Here is a 19405-nt window from a genome sequence, read left to right as displayed (position 1 = left end):
GGCACGGCTTCAGGAGCCCCCATGAAGATTCTCCACGTCATAACCGCTTTGAATGTCGGGGGCGCGGAAACCATGCTCGCGAAGCTGGTGGATCATGAACGCAGGCAGGGCGGCGCGATGCAGCCGTCGGTCGTGTCGCTGATGCCACCGGGTGTAGCTGGAGACCGCATCCGTGCGAGCGGCGTGCCGCTTCATCATTGCGGCATGAGAAGGGCCATCGATCTCCTGCCGGGGCTTTCCCGCCTTCGCGCCGTCATTCGGCAGGAACAGCCAGCGGTCATCATGGCGTGGATGTATCACGCCCATCTCGCCACCCGGCTGGCGACCTTGGCGAGCGCGGACACCGTGCCGGTGATCTGGAATGTGCGCCACAGCATCGATGAACTGTCGCAGGAAAAGCCCCTGATGCGAGTCATCGTGCGGCTGGCCGCCGCATGTTCATCCTGGCCGCGCACGATCATCTATAACTCCCATGCGGCGGCGGCGCAGCATCAGCGGCTAGGCTTTCACGCGGGAGATATGGCGGTCATTCCCAATGGGTTCGATTGCGACCTCTTTCGTCCACGTGAAGAGGCTCGCGATGCGCTTATCCGCGATCTAGGGATTGCACCGGGCGCGCTGATCGTCGGGATGGCGGCGCGCAATCATCCGATGAAGGATGCGGCCACTCTGGTCGAAGCGGTCCTGCGCGCTCGCGAGCGTGGCGCCGATGTTCACCTGCTGCTGACGGGTCAAGGCATGGACGAACCCAGCGGTCCGCTTGCGCGTCTGCTGGCGTCCATGCCCGCCGATCGCCTGACCCTGCGGAGCCATGACCGGAATCTTGAGACATTGCTGCCCGGCCTCGACATAGTCGCACTGCCTTCGGCCTGGGGTGAAGGCTTTCCCAATATACTGGGCGAGGCGATGGCGTGCGGCGTGCCCTGCATCGCGACCGATGTCGGGGACAGCGGCTGGATCGTCGGCAAAAGCGGGATGGTCGTTCCGCCACGCGACCCGGCGGCGCTTGCCGAGGCGATCATGGCGATGGACCGGCTGGGTTCCGATGGGCGCCACCAATGGGGTGAGATCGCCCGCACGCGCGTGCAGGAGCAGTTTTCGATGGGCCAGATCGCGGCGCGTTACCACCAGCTTTACCGGGATGTATCTGGTTCCTCCTTTCCGGAACGGGGAGCCCCCGCCTCGCCACGCCGCGCACAGGTGATGTGAACATGTTGCAGGTCTTGCCCGCCTCCCCCTCTCTGTCCGGATCCGCCGCGACGCTGGACCACGAAGCCGGAAGCGCTGCCCCGGCGCGCATCTGCTTCCCCTTTGCCGGGGGCGCGATGGGGGGGAGCCATATCTCCGCGACCAAGCTCATCCATCAGCTGGATCGGAGCCGCTTCTCGCCCCTCATCGTCCTGCATTATGGATCGGGGCAGTTCGGCGATTTCCTGCGATCCGAAGGGCTGGAGTTCGTCACTCTACCGGATACCCGATTCTTCGGCGAGTCGCCTGGCGTTCCTAAGGCGGGAGGCAAGGCGGAGACGGTGAGCGCCTTGATCGATCAGTGGCGCATGACCCGTTTTCTGAGGCTGAACGACGTCCGGATCGTTCATACCAATGATGGGCCGATGCATATGTCCTGGGCACTGCCCGCGCATCTGGCGGGGGCCAAGATGCTGTGGCACCATAGGGGCAGTCATGATGCCCGAGGCGTCCGCTTCGTCGCCCCCTTCGCGGCGGATCGCATCGTCGGCGTATCCGCCTATGCCTTGTCCGAGGTGCGCCGTCGAAAGCGCGCGGCGCGCAAGACTTCCGTCATCTACAGTCCCTTCGACGCGGACGCCGAGCCGATCGACCGGGCGCAGGCGCATCTGGCGCTGACATCGGAGCTGGGCGTCGATCCCGACACCCGCCTTCTTGGCTTTTTCGGCCACTTCATCGACCGCAAAAGGCCGCTGATGTTCGTGGAGACGCTGGCACATATTGCCCGGACGCGGCCCGAACTGCCCGTGATGGGATTGATGTTCGGATTGCCGTTGACGGACGGGATAGAGGAACAGATCAACGAAAAAGCCAAGGCGCTGGGCGTAAGCGATCGCCTGCGCCTCATGGGCTTTCGCTATCCATCGGCGGCATTAATGGCGGGCTGCGACATCCATGTGGTGACGGCGGTCAACGAGCCCTTTGGCCGGTCGCTGATCGAAGCCATGCTGCTCGGCACGCCCGTCATTGCTGCCGCGTCGGGCGGTAATATCGAAGCGATCGACCATGGCGTGACGGGCATGCTGGTCGAACCCGATGATCCCGCCGCCATGGGGCGGGCCATCGTCGAGTTGCTCGATTGCCCGGATCGCCGGACGGCGGTCGCCGCACAGGCGCAGATCCTGGCGAACCGCCGTTACGGCGTGGAGCAGCATGCGTCGCAAGTGTCCGCAATCTATCAGTCGTTCCTCGGGACGGGGCCGCGCCGGAACCGGAGGCGATGGTGAGTTCGAATGCGGTGGCCGCCCTGGGTGTCGGGATCGCCGCGCTACTGGTGGCTCCGTTTGTCACGCCTTCCGATATCGTGCGGCAATTGACGGGCACCGGCAATTCCGACGGAACTTCAGTATTGCCCGAAGTACCCGGTGCCGAAGCATTTCCCGGAGCCGAAGGCTTTGGCCGACGGACCCGTGGCGGACGTGGCGGCGTGATTATGCCTGTCACCACGCTGGCGGACCACGGCCCCGGTTCCCTGCGCGCATGCATAGAGGCCAAAAAGCCGCGCGTGTGCATCTTCCGCGTCGCTGGCGTGATCCGTTTCACGACGGATCGGCCGGTGATCCGCCACCCCTATATCACCGTCGCCGGTCAGACCGCGCCTGGGGGCGGAATATTGATCACCCATGCGGGAGGCGAAAGCGGCAACACCCCGATCGTTGCCAAAAATACGCATGACGTGATCATTCGCCATATCCGCGTACGAACCGATCTCAACGGGAATGCTGCCGCGAGCAACGGATCATTTCTTTTTGAGAACAGCCACAACATCATCTTCGATCATGTCAGCGGTGCCTGGGCATTAGGTCAGATCATCGGCGGCTTTGGCGTGAACGACAATGTCACAATGTCCAACTCCATCTTTACAGAGGGCATTTCCCGGCGGAGCAAATGCGCGATGCTCGCTTTCGACCCGCGGGAGCCGCAGAAGGTCAGCTTCATCCGCAACCTGTGCGCTCATAATGGAAGCAGAAGTCCGGACGTGAATTTCACGCCCAAGTCATGCGTGGAGATCGTCAACAATGTTCTTTATAATGCCAGGTCCCAATTCACCCGCGTGCAGGAAATCTATGGCGGAACGCCCGTCAACATCGTCGGCAACTATTACAAAAATGGTCCGGACGGTACGGACAAGATTGCCGCAATAGATCGTGATGTGGGCGCGAGCACAGGCCAATCGGAAATATTCATGGCCGCCAACAGGCTGGATCAGGTCAAGGTGATGACAACCCGCGCCGCAGCCGCTGCACGTGTGGGGCGGCCCGTCTGCCCCCTCAGCATGAAAGTCGCCTCACCCGAAAAGGCCTATATCCAGGTACTGGCCGGCGCTGGAGCATTTCCGCGAGATGCGCTCGACCTGCGTACCGTCAGCGATGTTCGCAACCGGACAGGGAATATCCTGCGTAACGCAAGAATGCGAAACGGACCACGCCCGCTACCCCGGATTGCGTCCGGAACGCCCTATGTCGATCTGGATGAGGACGGGATGGCCGACAGCTGGGAGCGGGCCAATGGCATGAACGCCCGGCGCAATGATGCCTGGCAGGATGCCGACCATGACAATTGGCTGAATCTGGACGAATTCCTGGATTTTGCCCATCGCGAAGTCATGGCCGGGCGGCAGATACGCTGATCTTCTATCCAATCAATATTGCAGGCGGATTTCCGCGCCGACGATCGAGCGGTCGAAATCGTCGAACGCTCTTGTGCTGTCGCGATTGGCGATGCGGCCGGTGAGCGCGAAGGAAATATTGCGGTTCACCAGATATTCGACTTCAGCCACACCGGCGATCGTCCGTTCGTGCTGGCCCGACCCAATGAAACTGCTGCGGCGGTACAGCACGGAAGCCTGCCAGCGCAGATTGTGATAAATCTCATTCTGCACACCCAGCCGGAATCTCGTGTCAGTCCGCGACTGCGCGCCAGTGCGGACAGTGGCGACATCGCCCCGGAAGCCATCGAGCGTGACCGCCCATCTGGGCGAAGGCGTGTAGGTCAGCCCGGCCGAAACCGACAGGCCGGTCCTGCTGTCAAATAGCGCGTCGTCGGGGTTGAAGCGGAACACGCCGACGGACGCTTCGCCACGGATCAGGCCGCCGGGTTCAAAGGCGACCCCTGCCCGTGCGCCATAGGTTTTGGAATCGCGGTCTACACCCGACGCGTCCACCGGCAACCGGAACTCGCGCCGGGTGATAAAACCCTCGCCGAACACATTCATCATGCCGCTGACCCGGTATCCCAGCCGGGCGGAGCCGGAATATTGGTCGAAGTCGCGTTCGGCATCGACGGCGGCCAGGGCATTGTTCTTGAGCCAGGTGCCCTTCACGCCGAGATTGAAGCGGGCGCCCTGATGCGTATAGCCAAGGTCACTTTGCCACTGGTCATATCTGCGCGGCGGCGTGCCGACGCCCGTGCGGGATTCAGGTTCGCCGCGGTCCTCGACCAGCCGCATCCAGCCCGCGCTAGCGGTAATATTATCGGCGCCCGACAGGTGATACACGCCGCCGATACTGGTATTTATGCCCTCGGAATTTTCAGTGTCATTCTTGAAATAGCGCCGGATTACCCCCCGCGCCTGCGCCGCCAGCTCGAATTTGCTATCGCTCAGCCGCAGGTTGAGCCACGGCGAGATGGTCAAGCGCTCATCGTCGATTTCATTCGAGGACAGGGCGTAGATGTTGGAATCATATTCAAGCCGGGCATCCGCGCCGAGATAGGCCGATATTCTGCCCAACTGCACCGCTCTCGCCTCATATTCCTCCGGCGTTTCCAGCAGCGGCGTGGCTCGATCCAGCTGCTGTGCGGCAGCAGGAAAGGCCATGCCCGTCAAAATGACGCATGAGCAGAAGGGGATGAGGCGCTTCGCTGTCAAAACCATTTCTCCACGACTTTGATGGTGTCACCCGGCTGGATCGGCGTATTTTCGGAAGCCTTGGCGGTGGACGCTTGGCCATTCACCTGACGGATGATGGCAACCGTGTTGCGATTGGCGCGAAATGTGTACCCGCCTGCCACCGATACTGCGGTGACGACCGTCATACCGGGCCGATAGGGATATTCGCCGGGGCTACGCACTTCACCAAGGATGTAGATGGGCCGCAGCTTCACCGGCTGAACACTGACGGCGGGCGAGACCATCAGCCGTTTTTCCACCAGCAGGGCGGCGATGCGCTGTTCCAGTTCGGGGATGGTCGATCCCCTGACCGGAATCCCGCCCATCAGCGGCAACGTCAGTTCGCCGCGATCATTGACGACGAAGGCCGTGCCATTATCGATTTCGGTAAAGCCGGGAACGATGATGCGAAGTTCATCACCCGGACCAAGCCGATATTGATCGGCGTTGGCGGTGGAAACGGCAGGCAGACCGGACACAGAGCCGGTACAGGCCGAAAGCGCGAGCATCAGGGAAATGCCGATAGAGTGAACTAGCCGCATGACCACCTCCCATTTCCTGGCCACTTCTGGCCATTTTTGTTACAGTTTCAGAACAGAAATAAATTAATGTCAATTGCTGCTGGATAGTTATTTGTTCGGAAAGGATAAACTCTGGTCGCCTTCCCGAGCATCCTCGAGCGCCTCCAGCAGCGCATCGACGATGATTTTCATATCTTTATCGCCTAGCAGATGATCGACCGGCAGCATGAGGCTGCGTTCGCCTATTTCGGCGGCGATCGGCAGGGAATGGAGATTGGGGTGGGCACTGTTCCGGACGGCCAGTTCCCGGGACATGTCCGGGCATGATCCTGTCCCGGCGGGTATGCCATGACGAGCGAGCGCGGCGATGACGGCAGGTCTAGCATCCGCCGCGTCCAGCATGAGGTAGAATTTGTAGAAGGCGTGATCCACCCCCTGCGGCACCTGTGGCACATGGATCAGCGGATGATCGCCCAGTCCTTCGCGCAGGATGGCGGCATTGGAGCGCCGCCGCGCCAGCCAGGGCGGCAGCTTGCGCAACTGCGCCCGCCCGATCGCGGCCTGCATTTCCGTCAGCCGCCAGTTGGTGCCGAAACTTTCATGCAGGTAGCGGAAGGCGTTGCCCGCCGCAGGCGCCGAGAGCATCGCGACATTCTTGCCATGGTCCTTATAGGCCCAGGCGCGTTCCCAATGCGCTTCGTCCTTCAGCAGCAACATGCCCCCTTCCCCGCCCGTCGACATGATCTTGTCGGTGCAGAAGGAAAAGGCGGCGGCGTGGCCGAAGGAGCCGACCTTCTTTCCATCGATGGCGGCGCCATGCGCCTGGGCACAGTCCTCCACCAGCCACAGGCCATGCCCGTTCGCGATCGCCGACAGCGCCTCCATGTCACAGGGCCAGCCAGCCAGATGGACGCACAATATGGCTCTCGTCCTTCCGTTGATCAGCGGAACCACGGCGGCGGGATCGATCGTGTGGCTGTTGGCGTCGATGTCCGCGAATATTGGCACCGCGCCGACCGCCGCCACGGCAGAGGCGCTGGCGAAGAAGCTGCGGGCCGGAACGATCACCTCATCGCCCGGCCCGACGCCCAGCGCGCGAAACGCCAGTTCCAGCGCCAGCGTGCCGTTGGCGAGAGAGATCGCATGGGGCATGCCGCAATACAGCGCGAACTCGCGTTCGAAGGCGCGGCACTCGTCACCATGCACCAGCGAGTTGACGCGGCCGCTTTCCAGCACCCGGACCACGGCATCGATCTCGTCCGGCTCATATTGGGGCCAGCGCCGGTCTGGCGGCGGGAAAGGCGGGATGGCGACGGCCGCAGCACCTAGTTCGCGCGTCTGGGCTATGCGATTCATATCCTCATCCCCAGGATCATGGGCATCGGTCGCGCAAACGCTGGCACCCGGTCATTCATTCGCAGCCTTGCCGACAAGGTCGATCTCCCGAGTCAATTCTCGCAGCGTTTTTGCCCAGTTCGATTGGGCGGGCGCGCGCAGCAATTCCTTCATCAGGTCGCGCACCCCATCCTCGTCATGGGTATGGATGAGGTTTGCCAATTCGGTGAAGGCATTCACCAGCTTTTCGAGCGGGACCGGGCAGGGGCTTGCTTCGATGACTCCAGGGATGCTGGAACGAAGCTGTTCCTCGGTGGTGTCGAACAATTCCTCGTAAAGCTTCTCGCCGGGACGAAGGCCGACGAACTTGATCGGCACGTCGATGTCCGGACGCAGGCCCGCTAGACGGATCATTCGCCGGGCGATGTCGACGATCTTGATCGGCTCACCCATATCGAGAACGAAGATGGTGCCGCGATCAATGTTGGTTTCCATGGCGCGGGCGCTGCTTTGCAGGATGAGTTGCACCGCTTCGCCCACGGTCATGAAATAGCGCTTGATGTCCGGGTGCGTGATGGTGAGCGGCTTTCCGGCGGCCATCTGCTGCTGGAGCAGGGGCACGAGCGATCCGCTGGAACCCAGCACATTGCCGAACCGCACCGTCATGAAACGCGGGCTGTCCGGGTCGCACTGGCCGATCAGGTCAAGCGCCTGGCAGTAGAGTTCGCCGAGGCGCTTGGTGGCGCCCATGACGCCCACCGGATTGACCGCCTTGTCCGTCGACACCTGGATCATCGCGAGCGAGCCATAAGCGCAGACGGCATCCGCGACGTTTCGCGTGCCAAGCACATTTGTATGGGCGCCCTCGCACGGATTGGCCTCGACAATGGGCACATGTTTGAGCGCGGCGGCATGGAAGACAACCTCCGGCTGATGACGCTGGAAGACGTCGTCGAGCGCCGCGCGGTCGCGGATCGAGCAGAGTTCGGGCCGGCAGATGAGATCCGGGAACTTGTCCCGCGCCTGCATCTCGATGGTGTAGAGATTGAACTCGCAATGATCGAGGAGGACGATCTCCGCCGGGCGGAAGGTGGCGATCTGGCGCACCAGTTCGCCGCCGATCGTGCCGCCCGCGCCCGTCACCAATATCCGGCGGGCGCGGATCAGCCGATCGACGATGCTGCGCTGGAGGGAGACTTCGGGTCGGCCGAGCAGGTCGGCCAGCTCGAACTGCTTGATTTCCAGGCGGGCCGTTCCGTCCTTCGCCTTTTGCAGGTCATTGGCGTGCGCAACCGTCAGGTCGCACTGATCGGCCAACTTCACCAGATGGGAGAAGGACCGGCGGGGCATCGTCCTGTCGCCGCGTATGACGAGGCTTTCGGGCTTCAGCCCCCGCGTCGCCAGCATCTCAACGATCTGCGGCAATTTGTCGGGCGAACCCAGCACAGGTACACCGGCGACCTGCAACCGCGTCTCGCGTCCGTCAAAGGTCAGCGCGCCGACGACATTGAACCGATTGGTCCGCTCGGCGCGAAGCATGTCCATCAGCGACCGTATCCAGTCCAGCTCACCCAGCAGCAATATGTTGTGACCGCCGCCGGGAGGAACGATATGCGCCAAGGCGAATTCGCGCAGGCCCCGGCGCACCGTTCGCACGCCGATCATCGCCACCAGCAGCAATGCCGAATGCAGCAGCGCGAAGCCGACCGCCTCCAGCGGCACGGCCCGTATCTTTGCCGAGATGATCAGGCACATGCTCCATGCCGCCGTAGCTCCGCCCGCGACCCCCGTAGAAAGCGCGATGCAGTCGCCGAAGGAGAGGAAGCGCCAGCTTCGCCAGTAAAGGCCCGTCAGGCAGAGAGCGAACACCGCCACCAGGGTGAAGAAGATCATGAGGCTGGGACGGTCATAGAAGGCCGCCGAAACGCTGCCCGGTATGGCCATCACGACCAGAAGCAGGGTGGTCAGGATCAACGACGCGTCGATCAGCATCAGCGCTGCAAAGCGGGCCGGGCCGGGAAAGCCGGTCGGCCGCGTCAGCAGATCGTGCAGCAATATCGCCCATCCAGGCCCACCAGCGGAAACCTCCGCACGCGGGTCTGCGAGATCGTCGAGAAGCGGGTCAGATCCAGCGGGCGGCGCGCTCGCATCCATAGCAAAACCCTTGCGGTTCAAGAGAAGGACCTCCGACGAACAAGCCCCGCATGCTGCCAAAGAGGGCCTGTCGCAGCATGCGGAGCGCGATCGTCCAGATCACGAGTAAAACGGTAACAACTTGGCCCCCGGCCGCAATGAACCAGACAGCTATCATCCCTTGTGGCAGGAATCGGTGCGGGTGTTGGCCGAACGAGCAGAATATCCGCAGGCATGCGCCCCGAATGATTTGCGGGAGGAAGCTGGATTAAGTCTTTTGGCTAATTGACATGTGCGCCGGGTCGTATTCGCCCACGACATCGACTGACGGGCTAAATCCAAGCCGCTGCCAGAAGATCATTTCCACAATAGGTTACGCGCGAATCGCACATGCTGTTCAGCACATGTCATCAGGCCGTCCTAAAGGACAGCGCTTCCTTGCTATTTGGGATGGTTCAGATAAATTCATGAATAGACAAGCGGTTAGCGAAATCGCGCCAACGCACGATCTTCACGTAAGTTAAATTTTTCCAAAATGTTACGCCTATTGTTCGACGCTGCATTTGTGATACTCTCCGACCCGATAAGACAGGGGTCGCCTTCAGCAAGTGCTTTTGCATTCAATCCATCACAGTCTTTCTGTGGTGTTGAGGGAGGCGGACGATGACAATGGATTCAGATGTTGTGCTTGTGGGCGGAAGCTCCATCGTCAGAGAGGGTCTCCGGCGGCTTCTTTCGTCACAACAGCGTCAGATCCTCTATACCGGGGCCAGACTGGACGAGCCTTGCCCCGCCCACGTCGCCGATTCCGACTGCCTTTTGCTGCTGATCGAAGATCAGGACATGGAATGGAACGGCGCGGCGCTTGCCCAAGCGCGCGAATATTATCCAAGCGCGCGGATCGCGATACTCGCCAACAAGTTCGATTTCGACGCAATGCTGGATGCTTTTCGATCGGGCGCCGAAGGCTATCTGATCAATGACCTGTCTTGCGAACGATTGGGAGGGTATCTCGACCTGATCGCGTTGGGGGAAAAGATCTTTCCTTCGCAACTGGCCCAGAAGTTGATCGATCAATCCGCCGTCTGCGAGGAAACGCCCAACGCGGTATCTATCGACTGCGCCAATCTGTCGGCACGGGAAATGGAGATATTGCGGCGCCTTATCGCAGGGCTGCCCAACAAAGTCATCTCCCGCGAGCTTTCGATCAGCGAAGCCACAGTCAAGGTTCATGTGAAAGCGGTCCTGCGCAAACTGCGGGTGTCCAATCGTACCCAGGCAGCCATATGGGCAGCAGGACAGGGACTGCATGGTCTGGCAGCTGACAGCGCTAGGCCCTCTCCGCCCAAGGCCAGCCCTGCCGCTTTCCCGCCGAAAGGCGCGACGCGCGAGACGGCTGGTTATTCGGCAAGCGTGTGAAAATCGCTGAAGAACAGAGGTAGCATTGAGCGGTGCTAACCATCCGTTTTCATTGCCTGACCCCCTACCCAATCGGATATCGTCCCCTGCCCTTTTGAACGCCGGGCAGGCATTATGTGCAATGGACTAAGTCCGGCCAGATTTGCATCCTAGTCGCGGAACAAGGCAGAAAAATAGCCGGAGCGCCAGGCGTGCAAACCAGTCAGTATCAGGCAAGCCATTATCCACTGCCCGGCGGCCGTCGTGCCAGCCCCGCCCAGGAACGAACGCAATTCTGGACGGACGAACTCCACAGATGGGAATTCGTCCTGTTGCAAGGCGCGGTGTTTTTCGCGCCTTACAACGCCTTCCGCCATCCCAGCCTTTACATAACCATAAGCGACGTGATGTTCGCAGGCGCCTTCTTCCTGCGTGTGTCGACAGGGAGGGTGGCGTCGCCCTTTGCCAGTCTGACCTGGCTCTGGGTGCTGGGACTGCTGATGCTTAGCGGCGGCCTTTTCATAGGCAGCGTTTTCAAGGGCGATGTGGTCAGGTGCCTGGTGTTGGTTACCCAATATTCCTTCGCCTATCTGCTCGTGCCGCTCGTCCTGCTGCGCCGGTCGGAAGAGGAAGTCGTCCGCCTCATCAAATGCGGAATCTGGGGCATGGTGGTCATGTGCGCGCTCGGCGCCATGGTCTACTCGGCCGGTTATTACAGCATCGACAGGGAACAGATGGCCCTCGTCACCGGCAACAAGCGGCTACAGGGTTTTGCCGGCAATCCCAATGGCATGGGCGTGCTGACGGTCATGGCGATGACGCTCGTCTGGCTGATGCTCCTGTCCAAACAGATGCGGCCGATGATTGCGCTGCCCTGCCTCGCCATTCTCATCACGGGCGTGATCCTGACCAGTTCCAATACCGGACTTTACAGCATGATCGCCGCCGCCCTGATTTTCTTCGGCGGCAGACGGAATTTCAAGACCCTGATCATCGTCGCGTCGCTGGGCGCGACTGTGCTCGCATTCGGGCAGAATTATCTTCCCGCGACATTCCAGACCAGGGTCCTTTCCGCCCTGAACTCAGGCGATCTTTCGACCGCGGGTACGTTCGAGTCCCGGCAGGAGTTGAACCGGGAAGCGTTGGAGATGGCCGACAAGAATCTCATCATCGGCCTTGGCGCGGATCAGTATCGGCAGGAAAGCCGCTATGGTCTTCCTGTCCATAACCTCTACCTGCTGCTGCTGAACGAGGGTGGCGGCCTGTCGCTGTTGGGCTATCTGGTGCTGATGACCGTTCCCATATTGGCGGGCATCGCCGGCTATAGAGCCCGATATGGGAAGCTGGTGCTGCTGACGATCGTTACGACGCTCGTAACCTTCGCCAACGCGGTGATGGGCATGCCGCACGTTTATGGGCGATGCTGGTTCCTGTTCGTCTTCCTCGCCGTCAGTCCCGCACTGATCGGACCGGGAGTGATCAGCCCTCGTTTCTTGCCTTCGCCCTCGCAACGCAGAGGCATGCGCGGCCATCTTCCTCCGCTGGAAAGCTGAAGGCTCTTCCCGGTTTCCAGTGACCGTTGTCCTTGCTCGCGCTCCTGGGCACCATTGACACACCTTCCGGATTATTCACCCTTCTTCCGTCTGAGGCCTTCGAAAGGCCAGACAGAAGGGTTAAGTGGCCGTGTCAATTTGGGCAGGATATGCGGGCGCCATGGCATCAGTGGCGATTGCGATTTTGCGGGGCATCTCTGCGCGCCTGCCTGTTAAGTCCATCGTTCGTCAGCAGCCTTCATGGCCCAAATGATCGGCGCTGCAATCTCGCGCATGAGATTGCATGAGGTTCGTTTCGGAAGAAAGGCGCTTCAGCCCTCTTCCCGCCGACAGCTTCTGATGAGCCCGCAACTTGGCACTCTGCTCTGGGGAGAGCGCCTACCCTGGCGCGCGCAACGACAGGCCAGTCCGCGAAAGGCTGCACGAAGGGATCGCGCAGCCTTCAGGCCGTCATGCCATATGGTCCGCGCGGTCGCGCCAGCGCGATGGGGCCATCCGCTCATACCAGCGGCGAGGGGTCGGCATTTCGCCGCTGAAATATTCCGCTGAATCCATGTAGAACTGGACCGGATCGCCATAGCCGCGACGGGCGTGTTCCGCATAATCGACGCGATTGATGACGACACCGTCCACCGGCTTTTGCAGCACCTGCAACGCCGCGCGCACCTGTTCGATCGTGGTGCGACCCCACCGCACCACCAGCAGCGTCTGATCGGCCGCATCCATCAGCATGCGCGAATCCCGCGTGGCAAGCGTGGGGGGCGCATTGATGATCAGGAGATCATAATGTTCGCGCAGATGGTCCAACAGGTCGTTGACCTTCCCCAGCCGCATGATCGCGGCCGGATTGCGCGCAGGTTCACGCGCGCTGAGGACAACGGGTTCATAGGTAGTGATTTCGGACGGCTGCTCTGCGTCTGGCCTTTGCGTCAGGGCGAGCGTTGGAAGCATATGGCGCGCATCGACCGCACCGCTGAGAAAATCGATGAGGTCCGGCTTCCCCCCCGCATCATCGGTGGGACGCAGAACGTCACTGGGACGGCGCAGATCGAGGTCGATCACGATCGCGCGGCGGCCCATGGCGACGGCCGCAGCCAGCAGGGTGAGCGTGACGGTCGATTTGCCGTCTCCGGTAATGGGCGAGGTGATCAGCACGGTCTGCGCCCTTCCCGGCTGGGCCAGTTCGGCGACCTCGCTTCCCAACCCACGGGCCACCTCGGCAAAGAGCGACTGGGGGTCTTGAAGCACCGGGTTCGCCTTTGCCGACCTCAGGGCGTCGCCATCCAACTCGGGCAGCAGGGCAAAGGTGCGCAGGCCGAACTGATGATATATCTGCTCGGCATTCCAGAGGCGGTTGTCCGTCAGCTCGATGCCGAACACCACCAGCAGCCCCAGGATCAGCGATCCGACGAACGCGGCGAAGGTCGCGGACTTGGGCCGGGGCGAAATCGGGTCCTGCGGGACGGCGGCAGGCGACATCAGGCGCGAATGGATGCCCGATGCCGCGAGGCTGGCTTTCACCTGCTGCGCACGCGTGCTCATGGCGGTGAAAGCACTGCGCGCGGCTTCCGCATTGCGTTCGAGCGAGTTCAACTCGACCGTCGCGGCGGTGTTCGCGAATGCCTTGCCAGTGATCGAACGCAGCGTTCCTTCCAACTGGCCTGCGCGCGATGCGGCAGAGGCCGCCTCGCTCCTTGCGATGCCCGCTTCACGGGCGGCCGCGTTCTGGGCCTGGGTCGTGGCAGCGGCGATGACCCTCGCCTGTTCCTGCTGCATGCTGCCGGTGGTTTCCGCGATCTGCGCTTCTACTCCACGCATCTTGGGATGTTCGGACCCATACATCATGGCGAGTTCGCTGCGCGTGCGGGTCAGATCGTCCAGTTGCCGCCTTTGCTGGTCGAGCAGCGGGGACGTCGCGCCCGCCGTCGTGATGTTGCTCACGGCGCTCGCGATGCCAGCTGCCCGCGCGCTTTGCGCGGCGCGCATGGCGGCGGCGGAGGCGGCTTCGGTGGCGATCCGGTTGATCTGTTGATAGTCTTCCGACCCGCCGGCGCCGGTGAGCATCTGATGCTGGCGCCGGAAGTCGGCGACCGCCTTTTCGGCTTGATGCGCCTCGATCGCAAGCCGCGCCCGCTCGTCATCCAGCTGGCTGACGATTTTGCCCTGCCGGTCGTCGCGCATGACGGAGCGGTAGGCGGCAAGGCTGGCGGGATATTGATTGGCGATTTCCGACGCCAGGTCGGCCGACTCGGATCGCACGGTGATGTCGATGAAGTCGGAATCCTTGGAGCTTGAAATCGATGTGCTGGATATCAGCCTGCCCGCGAGGCGGGACAGGCGGCGGTTGTCGACGACGGCGTTAGCGGGAAGCGGCGCTTCGACGAAGCGCGGATCGGACGCGAGCTTCAAATCCTGCACCACGCGTTCGGCAAGGGAACGGGACCGGTAGATGCCCGCTTCGTTGGCGACGCGCTGCTGGTTGCGCGCGGCCATGTCGGGCGATCCGCTGTCGTCATTCAGTTCGACCTGCACCGTCGCCGTCGCCTGATAGATGGGCGTCGCGGTCAACTGAACCACCAGTACGATGAGGACCGCGAAGAACACGATGGCGCCGAGCAACAGTTCGTGCCGCCGGATGATCTTGATGACCTGGCGGGCCGACAGGCTGGAGGGCCGGGAGCCCCCCTCCATCGGCCGGTCAGACATTGCCTCGAGCAGGGGCGCGTTCAGCGTTCCCGATTGCGATAGCATGAATAGATCCTCCACAGCGGCATTCTGACCTCATTGGCCGCCGACCCTCCCGCTTTTGCCAGGTCCGATCAAACAATCTTCGGTCGCAGAGCGCAGGCATAATGATTAACCCCTTCGGGCATCGCGTGACGCAAGAGGCGCAGCCCTGCCCCCTTCCGCGCACCGCACGCGGCAGTCTTCAGTCCGGAAAAGCGGCATCACGGCTAACCACTTCCACCCGGTGCGATTTTTCTATAGATTACCAATGAGGTTATTTCCGGGGCGACTCAATAAAAGCCGGGTCGATGGCTGTGAGGCGCGCCTGCATTGATGGGAGAGAGCCTGTGCCGATTGCGGTCGCCATCGCCATGCTGGTGTTTGGTTCGGTCGCATTTCACCTGTTCAGCCCATGGTGGCGGACGCCGATCGCTTCAAATTGGGGTTCCATCGATTCCGCGCTGGACGTAACGCTCTGGATTTGCGCGGCGGCCTTCATCATCCTCAACCTGTTCCTGGCCTGGGTGCTGGTCCGCTACCGACATCGCACCGGACACAAGGCGCATTATGAGCCGGAAAACGCCTCATTGGAGAAAAGGCTGACGCTCTGGACGGCGATCGGCATCGCGGGGATGCTGGCTCCCGGCCTCGCCGCATGGGGCCGCTATGTTTCCGTGCCGCAGGACGCCACTGTCATTGAGGCGGTGGGGCAGCAGTGGCAGTGGTCCTTCCGCTATCCCGGACCCGATGGCGTGCTGGGTGCAGCGGCGGTCAAATATGTGACGCCTGACAACGCGCTCGGCCTCGATCCCCTGGACCCGTTCGGACGCGATGATGTGCTCATAGAGGCGGGTGACCTGCATCTGCCGCTGGGCAAGCCGGTCAAGATGGTGCTGCGGTCCAAGGATGTGTTGCACGACTTCTATGTGCCGGAGTTCCGGGCAAAGATGGATCTCGTGCCCGGCATCGTCACCTATTTCTGGATGACCCCGACTAAGGTGGGCACGTTCGACATCCTCTGCGCCGAACTGTGCGGCACGGGCCACCATGAGATGCGCGGGCGCGTGGTGGTGGAGTCGCCCAAGGCTTTCGCCGCCTGGCAAGCGCAGCAGACGAGCTTTGGACAAATCCTGGCCGAAACGCCGCCTGCCGCCATGTCCATCCTGCTGATCAAGGCCAATGCCTGCAGCGTCCCCGCGTCCTGGAGCAAGAGTTGATGGCTACCACCCTGGCTGACGATCTGCGGCCGCTGCATCATCCCCACAGTTGGGTCACCAGATATGTCTGGAGCCAGGATCATAAGGTCATTGCCATCCAATATAGCTTGACCGCCATCGCGATCGGACTGGTGGCACTGGTGCTGTCCGCGCTTATGCGGCTGCAACTCGGCTTTCCCGGCGCCTTCCCCGCGATCCAGCCCGACAATTACCTCCAGTTCGTGTCGATGCATGGCATGATCATGGTCGTCTATCTGCTGACGGCGCTGCTGCTCGGGGGCTTTGGCAATTACCTCATCCCGTTGATGATCGGCGCGCGGGACATGGTGTTCCCGTTCGTCAATATGCTGAGCTACTGGCTCTACCTGCTGTCGGTCATCGTTCTGGTATCGGGCTTTTTCGTGCCGGGCGGGCCGACTGGCGCGGGATGGACGCTCTATCCCCCGCAGGCGATCAGCGAGGGAACACCCGGTCATCAATGGGGCATCGCCACCATGCTGGTGAGCCTTGCCATATTCGTGGCCGCTTTCACCATGGGCGGGCTGAATTATGTGACGACGGTGCTGCAAGCGCGCACGAAGGGCATGACGCTGATGCGGATGCCGCTATCGGTATGGGGCATCTTCACCGCATCCATTATGGGCCTGCTCGCCTTCCCGGCGCTGTTCGTCGCGGCGATCATGATGCTGTTCGACCATTTCGCGGGCACCAGCTTCTTCATGCCGACGATGCAATCGATGGGCGCGATCACACCCACGGAGGGAGGAAGCCCCCTCCTCTTCCAGCATCTCTTCTGGTTCTTCGGCCATCCCGAAGTCTATATCGTCGCCCTGCCCGCCTTCGGCATCGTGTCGGACCTGATCAGCGTCCACGCCCGGCGCAACATCTTCGGCTATCGCATGATGGTGTGGGCGATCGTCATCATCGGCGCCCTGAGCTTTCTCGTTTGGGCGCACCATATGTATGTAAGCGGGATGAACCCCTATTTCGGGTTCTTCTTTGCAACATCAACGCTGATCATCGCGATCCCTACCGCGATCAAGGTCTATAACTGGCTGCTGACATTGTGGCGCGGCGACATTCATCTGCGCGTGCCGATGCTGTTCGCGATCGCGTTCATCTTCACCTTCATCCATGGCGGGCTGTCGGGGCTATTTCTGGGCAATGTCAGCGTGGATGTCCCGCTGTCCGATACCTTCTTCGTCGTCGCCCATTTCCACATGGTCATGGGCGTGTCTCCAGTGCTGGTGATCTTCGGCGCGATCTATCATTGGTATCCCAAGATCTTCGGGCGAATGTGGAACGAGACCTTGGGCAAGCTCCACTTCTGGATCACCTTCCTTGGCGTATATGCGATTTTCCTGCCGATGCATTATCTGGGCATATTGGGCGTGCCGCGCCGTTATTATGCTCTGGGCGAAACCGGGTTCATCCCGCCGTCGGTACATCTGGCCAATGAATGGATCAGCATTGCGGCATTGATCGTCTTTGCAGCGCAGGGACTTTTCTTCTTCAACATGATCTGGAGCCGGTTTTGGGGACCGCGCGCAGACCCGAACCCGTGGGGCGCGGCGAGCCTGGAGTGGCAAACGCCGCAGACGCCGCCCGAACATGGCAATTGGGGACCGGCCCTGCCCACCGTCTATCGCTGGCCCTATGATTATAGCGTGCCGGGCGCGCCTCGCGACTTCATCCCCCAGACGGAGCCGCGCTCATGACGATCCTCTCGCGCCTTGCGGAGAGAAGCTGGGAACCGGCGAGCGACCGAGACCCGGCGACTCAATCCGGGAACCGCCCGTCCGCCGGGAGCGTGGGGCTCCGCGTCTATTTTGCCGTTGCAATGGTGATGTTCTCATTGCTGGGCGCGGCCTATTTCATGCGTATGGGGCTGCACGCCGCCATGGGGCATGCGGACGACTGGGTCGCCATGCCCGATCCGCCGCTGCTCTGGGTCAATAGCGGGATATTGGTCGCGAGCAGCATAGCATGGGAGATCGCGCGCCGATCCAACGTAACTGGACGAGCGGCAGGCGCTTCCCTCGCGGGCGCTGCGCTCGGCCTGGCATTCCTCTTCGGTCAATGGCTGCTGTGGCGTCACTATCTTGGCGACGGCTATTATCTGTCGTCCAATCCAGCCAACGCCTTCTTCTATCTGCTGACGGCGCTTCACGGTCTTCACATCGTCGGAGGCCTGGTAGCCGCCGCTTGGGTGCTGGCGGAGCGGGACCCCGGCCATATTCGCCTGTGCGCGGTCTACTGGCATTTCCTGCTCTTCATCTGGATTTTGATCGCCGCCCTGCTCGTATCGACATGAGGTCCATCACCATGGCTCACACGGTGCCCGACGGAAGAGACAAGGAGATTATCACTCCCGCTTTGCGGGAGATTGTCGCCGACTGGTCCGCCGATCAGGAAGTCTTCCGCCACACCCATTGGGGCAAGGCGATGATGTGGATCTTCCTGCTCTCGGACACATTCATATTTTCCTGCTTCCTGACAGGTTACATGACGATGCGAGCGTCGGCCGTGGAGCCATGGCCCAATACAGCGGAAGTCTTCGCGCTCAATATCGGCGGGCACGACATTCCGCTGGTCCTGATCGCGATCATGACATTCGCGCTTATCAGTTCCAGCGGCACCATGGCGATGGCGGTCAATTTCGGTTACCGGCGCGACCGGCGAAAGACAGCTATCCTCATGCTGGTGACGGCGCTGTTCGGCCTGACTTTCCTCTCGATGCAAGCGTTCGAATGGAGCAAGCTGATCTTCGAGGAAGGCGTGCGCCCCTGGAGCAATCCGATGGGCGCGCCGCAATTTGGCGCAAGTTTCTTCATGATCACCGGCTTTCACGGTTTGCATGTGACCTGCGGCGTCATCCTGCTGCTGATCATCGCGTCCAAGGTGGCGCGCGGGCATTATGACAGGGCGGGCGACTATAGCGCGGTAGAGATCGCTGGACTTTACTGGCATTTCGTCGACCTCGTCTGGGTCTTTATCTTCGCCTTCTTCTACCTTTGGTGATGTCCATGAAGCATGAGATACCCGGCAGCGATAGCTCCATAGTCCATGAAGGGCAGCATCATCCGATCAGCCTCTACCTGAAGGTCTGGGGCTATCTTTTCGTCCTCAGCGCCATGTCCTATATGGTCGATTATATGCATGTGCAGGGGATCGTCCGCTGGACGCTGATCATCCTGTTCATGCTGCTGAAGGCCGGGCTGATCCTGTCCATTTTCATGCATCTCGCCTGGGAAAGGCTGTCGCTGATCTACGCGATCCTCGTGCCGCCGCTGCTGCTGCTGGTGCTGGTGCGGATCATGACGATCGAGGCGGATTATGCCTATTGGACGCGCGCGATCTTCATGGGTGGGGGAGGATGAAGCC

At 61.4% G+C, this 19405-nt stretch carries 15 protein-coding genes; 10 read left to right on the top strand and 5 right to left on the bottom strand.

All coding sequences use genetic code 11. The features are described from left to right. Positions 1 to 21 precede the first annotated feature (21 nt). The 3 genes from ACYU81_RS08895 to ACYU81_RS08885 are packed head-to-tail and all read left to right on the top strand — an operon-like array spanning position 22 to position 3877. A complete protein-coding gene (locus ACYU81_RS08895; RefSeq protein ID WP_460987282.1) occupies positions 22 to 1209 on the top strand; it encodes a glycosyltransferase in 1188 nt (395 codons plus the stop codon). A 2-nt stretch (positions 1210 to 1211) separates the two neighbouring features. Continuing rightward, entirely contained in the window at positions 1212 to 2474 is a 1263-nt protein-coding gene (locus ACYU81_RS08890; protein WP_460987280.1) for a glycosyltransferase family 4 protein, read from the top strand. Next, entirely contained in the window at positions 2471 to 3877 is a 1407-nt protein-coding gene (locus tag ACYU81_RS08885; protein ID WP_460987279.1) for a pectate lyase, read from the top strand. The genes ACYU81_RS08890 and ACYU81_RS08885 overlap by 4 nt, the downstream gene beginning before the upstream one ends. A 12-nt stretch (positions 3878 to 3889) precedes the next feature. Here ACYU81_RS08885 and ACYU81_RS08880 read toward each other — a convergent pair whose 3' ends face one another. The 4 genes from ACYU81_RS08880 to ACYU81_RS08865 all read right to left on the bottom strand — a co-directional run bounded on the left by ACYU81_RS08880 (position 3890) and on the right by ACYU81_RS08865 (position 9168). Next, positions 3890 to 5122 (bottom strand): outer membrane beta-barrel protein, encoded by a 1233-nt coding sequence (locus tag ACYU81_RS08880; RefSeq protein WP_460987278.1) that lies wholly within the window; start codon positions 5120 to 5122, stop codon positions 3890 to 3892. Beyond that, positions 5113 to 5679, bottom strand: coding sequence for a polysaccharide biosynthesis/export family protein (locus ACYU81_RS08875; protein ID WP_196225176.1), 567 nt, complete (start codon positions 5677 to 5679; stop codon positions 5113 to 5115). The genes ACYU81_RS08880 and ACYU81_RS08875 overlap by 10 nt, the downstream gene beginning before the upstream one ends. 87 nt (positions 5680 to 5766) lie before the next feature. After that, positions 5767 to 7014, bottom strand: a complete 1248-nt coding sequence (locus ACYU81_RS08870) for a DegT/DnrJ/EryC1/StrS family aminotransferase (RefSeq protein ID WP_460987276.1) — start codon at positions 7012 to 7014, stop codon at positions 5767 to 5769. 51 nt (positions 7015 to 7065) lie between these two features. Then, positions 7066 to 9168: a polysaccharide biosynthesis protein gene (locus ACYU81_RS08865; protein WP_460987274.1), complete on the bottom strand. Its 2103-nt coding sequence runs from the start codon at positions 9166 to 9168 to the stop codon at positions 7066 to 7068. Between the two features lie 621 nt (positions 9169 to 9789). Between ACYU81_RS08865 and ACYU81_RS08860 the strand changes: the two genes are divergently transcribed. Next, positions 9790 to 10545 (top strand): LuxR C-terminal-related transcriptional regulator, encoded by a 756-nt coding sequence (locus ACYU81_RS08860; RefSeq protein ID WP_460987272.1) that lies wholly within the window; start codon positions 9790 to 9792, stop codon positions 10543 to 10545. 191 nt (positions 10546 to 10736) lie between these two features. Beyond that, entirely contained in the window at positions 10737 to 12077 is a 1341-nt protein-coding gene (locus ACYU81_RS08855) for an O-antigen ligase family protein (RefSeq protein WP_460987271.1), read from the top strand. Between the two features lie 450 nt (positions 12078 to 12527). Here the strand turns inward: ACYU81_RS08855 and ACYU81_RS08850 are convergent, their stop codons facing one another. After that, positions 12528 to 14828 (bottom strand): GumC family protein, encoded by a 2301-nt coding sequence (locus ACYU81_RS08850; protein WP_460987269.1) that lies wholly within the window; start codon positions 14826 to 14828, stop codon positions 12528 to 12530. A 323-nt stretch (positions 14829 to 15151) separates the two neighbouring features. Between ACYU81_RS08850 and ACYU81_RS08845 the strand changes: the two genes are divergently transcribed. Genes ACYU81_RS08845 through ACYU81_RS08825 form a run of 5 tightly spaced genes read left to right on the top strand, consistent with a single transcriptional unit; the run spans position 15152 to position 19401 of the window. Continuing rightward, complete coding sequence (locus ACYU81_RS08845) at positions 15152 to 16021, top strand: cytochrome c oxidase subunit II (RefSeq protein ID WP_460987268.1); 870 nt, start codon at positions 15152 to 15154, stop codon at positions 16019 to 16021. Further along, positions 16021 to 17739, top strand: coding sequence for a cytochrome c oxidase subunit I (locus ACYU81_RS08840; protein WP_460987267.1), 1719 nt, complete (start codon positions 16021 to 16023; stop codon positions 17737 to 17739). Before ACYU81_RS08845 ends, ACYU81_RS08840 begins: the two co-directional genes overlap by 1 nt. Then, positions 17736 to 18335, top strand: coding sequence for a cytochrome c oxidase subunit 3 family protein (locus ACYU81_RS08835; RefSeq protein WP_460987265.1), 600 nt, complete (start codon positions 17736 to 17738; stop codon positions 18333 to 18335). The genes ACYU81_RS08840 and ACYU81_RS08835 overlap by 4 nt, the downstream gene beginning before the upstream one ends. Further along, entirely contained in the window at positions 18332 to 19042 is a 711-nt protein-coding gene (locus ACYU81_RS08830; RefSeq protein WP_460987263.1) for a heme-copper oxidase subunit III family protein, read from the top strand. The genes ACYU81_RS08835 and ACYU81_RS08830 overlap by 4 nt, the downstream gene beginning before the upstream one ends. 5 nt (positions 19043 to 19047) lie before the next feature. Continuing rightward, the gene (locus ACYU81_RS08825) at positions 19048 to 19401 is read left to right on the top strand and encodes a cytochrome C oxidase subunit IV family protein (protein WP_449470896.1); all 354 of its coding nucleotides are present in this window, start codon (positions 19048 to 19050) and stop codon (positions 19399 to 19401) included. Positions 19402 to 19405: the final 4 nt, after the last annotated feature.

The organism is Sphingobium sp. TomTYG75, assembly GCF_054771635.1.
This window is presented reverse-complemented; position numbering and strand designations above follow the sequence as displayed.

What these genes read in the sequence shown, in the direction of transcription:
- ACYU81_RS08890 (WP_460987280.1), top strand. Translation starts at nt 1,212, where the DNA reads ATGTTGCAGGTCTTGCCCGCCTCCCCCTCTCTGTCCGGATCCGCCGCG.
- ACYU81_RS08835 (WP_460987265.1), top strand. Translation starts at nt 17,736, where the DNA reads ATGACGATCCTCTCGCGCCTTGCGGAGAGAAGCTGGGAACCGGCGAGC.
- ACYU81_RS08860 (WP_460987272.1), top strand. Translation starts at nt 9,790, where the DNA reads ATGACAATGGATTCAGATGTTGTGCTTGTGGGCGGAAGCTCCATCGTC.
- ACYU81_RS08870 (WP_460987276.1), bottom strand. Translation starts at nt 7,014, where the DNA reads ATGAATCGCATAGCCCAGACGCGCGAACTAGGTGCTGCGGCCGTCGCC.
- ACYU81_RS08825 (WP_449470896.1), top strand. Translation starts at nt 19,048, where the DNA reads ATGAAGCATGAGATACCCGGCAGCGATAGCTCCATAGTCCATGAAGGG.
- ACYU81_RS08830 (WP_460987263.1), top strand. Translation starts at nt 18,332, where the DNA reads ATGAGGTCCATCACCATGGCTCACACGGTGCCCGACGGAAGAGACAAG.
- ACYU81_RS08840 (WP_460987267.1), top strand. Translation starts at nt 16,021, where the DNA reads ATGGCTACCACCCTGGCTGACGATCTGCGGCCGCTGCATCATCCCCAC.
- ACYU81_RS08850 (WP_460987269.1), bottom strand. Translation starts at nt 14,828, where the DNA reads ATGCTATCGCAATCGGGAACGCTGAACGCGCCCCTGCTCGAGGCAATG.
- ACYU81_RS08880 (WP_460987278.1), bottom strand. Translation starts at nt 5,122, where the DNA reads ATGGTTTTGACAGCGAAGCGCCTCATCCCCTTCTGCTCATGCGTCATT.
- ACYU81_RS08895 (WP_460987282.1), top strand. Translation starts at nt 22, where the DNA reads ATGAAGATTCTCCACGTCATAACCGCTTTGAATGTCGGGGGCGCGGAA.
- ACYU81_RS08875 (WP_196225176.1), bottom strand. Translation starts at nt 5,679, where the DNA reads ATGCGGCTAGTTCACTCTATCGGCATTTCCCTGATGCTCGCGCTTTCG.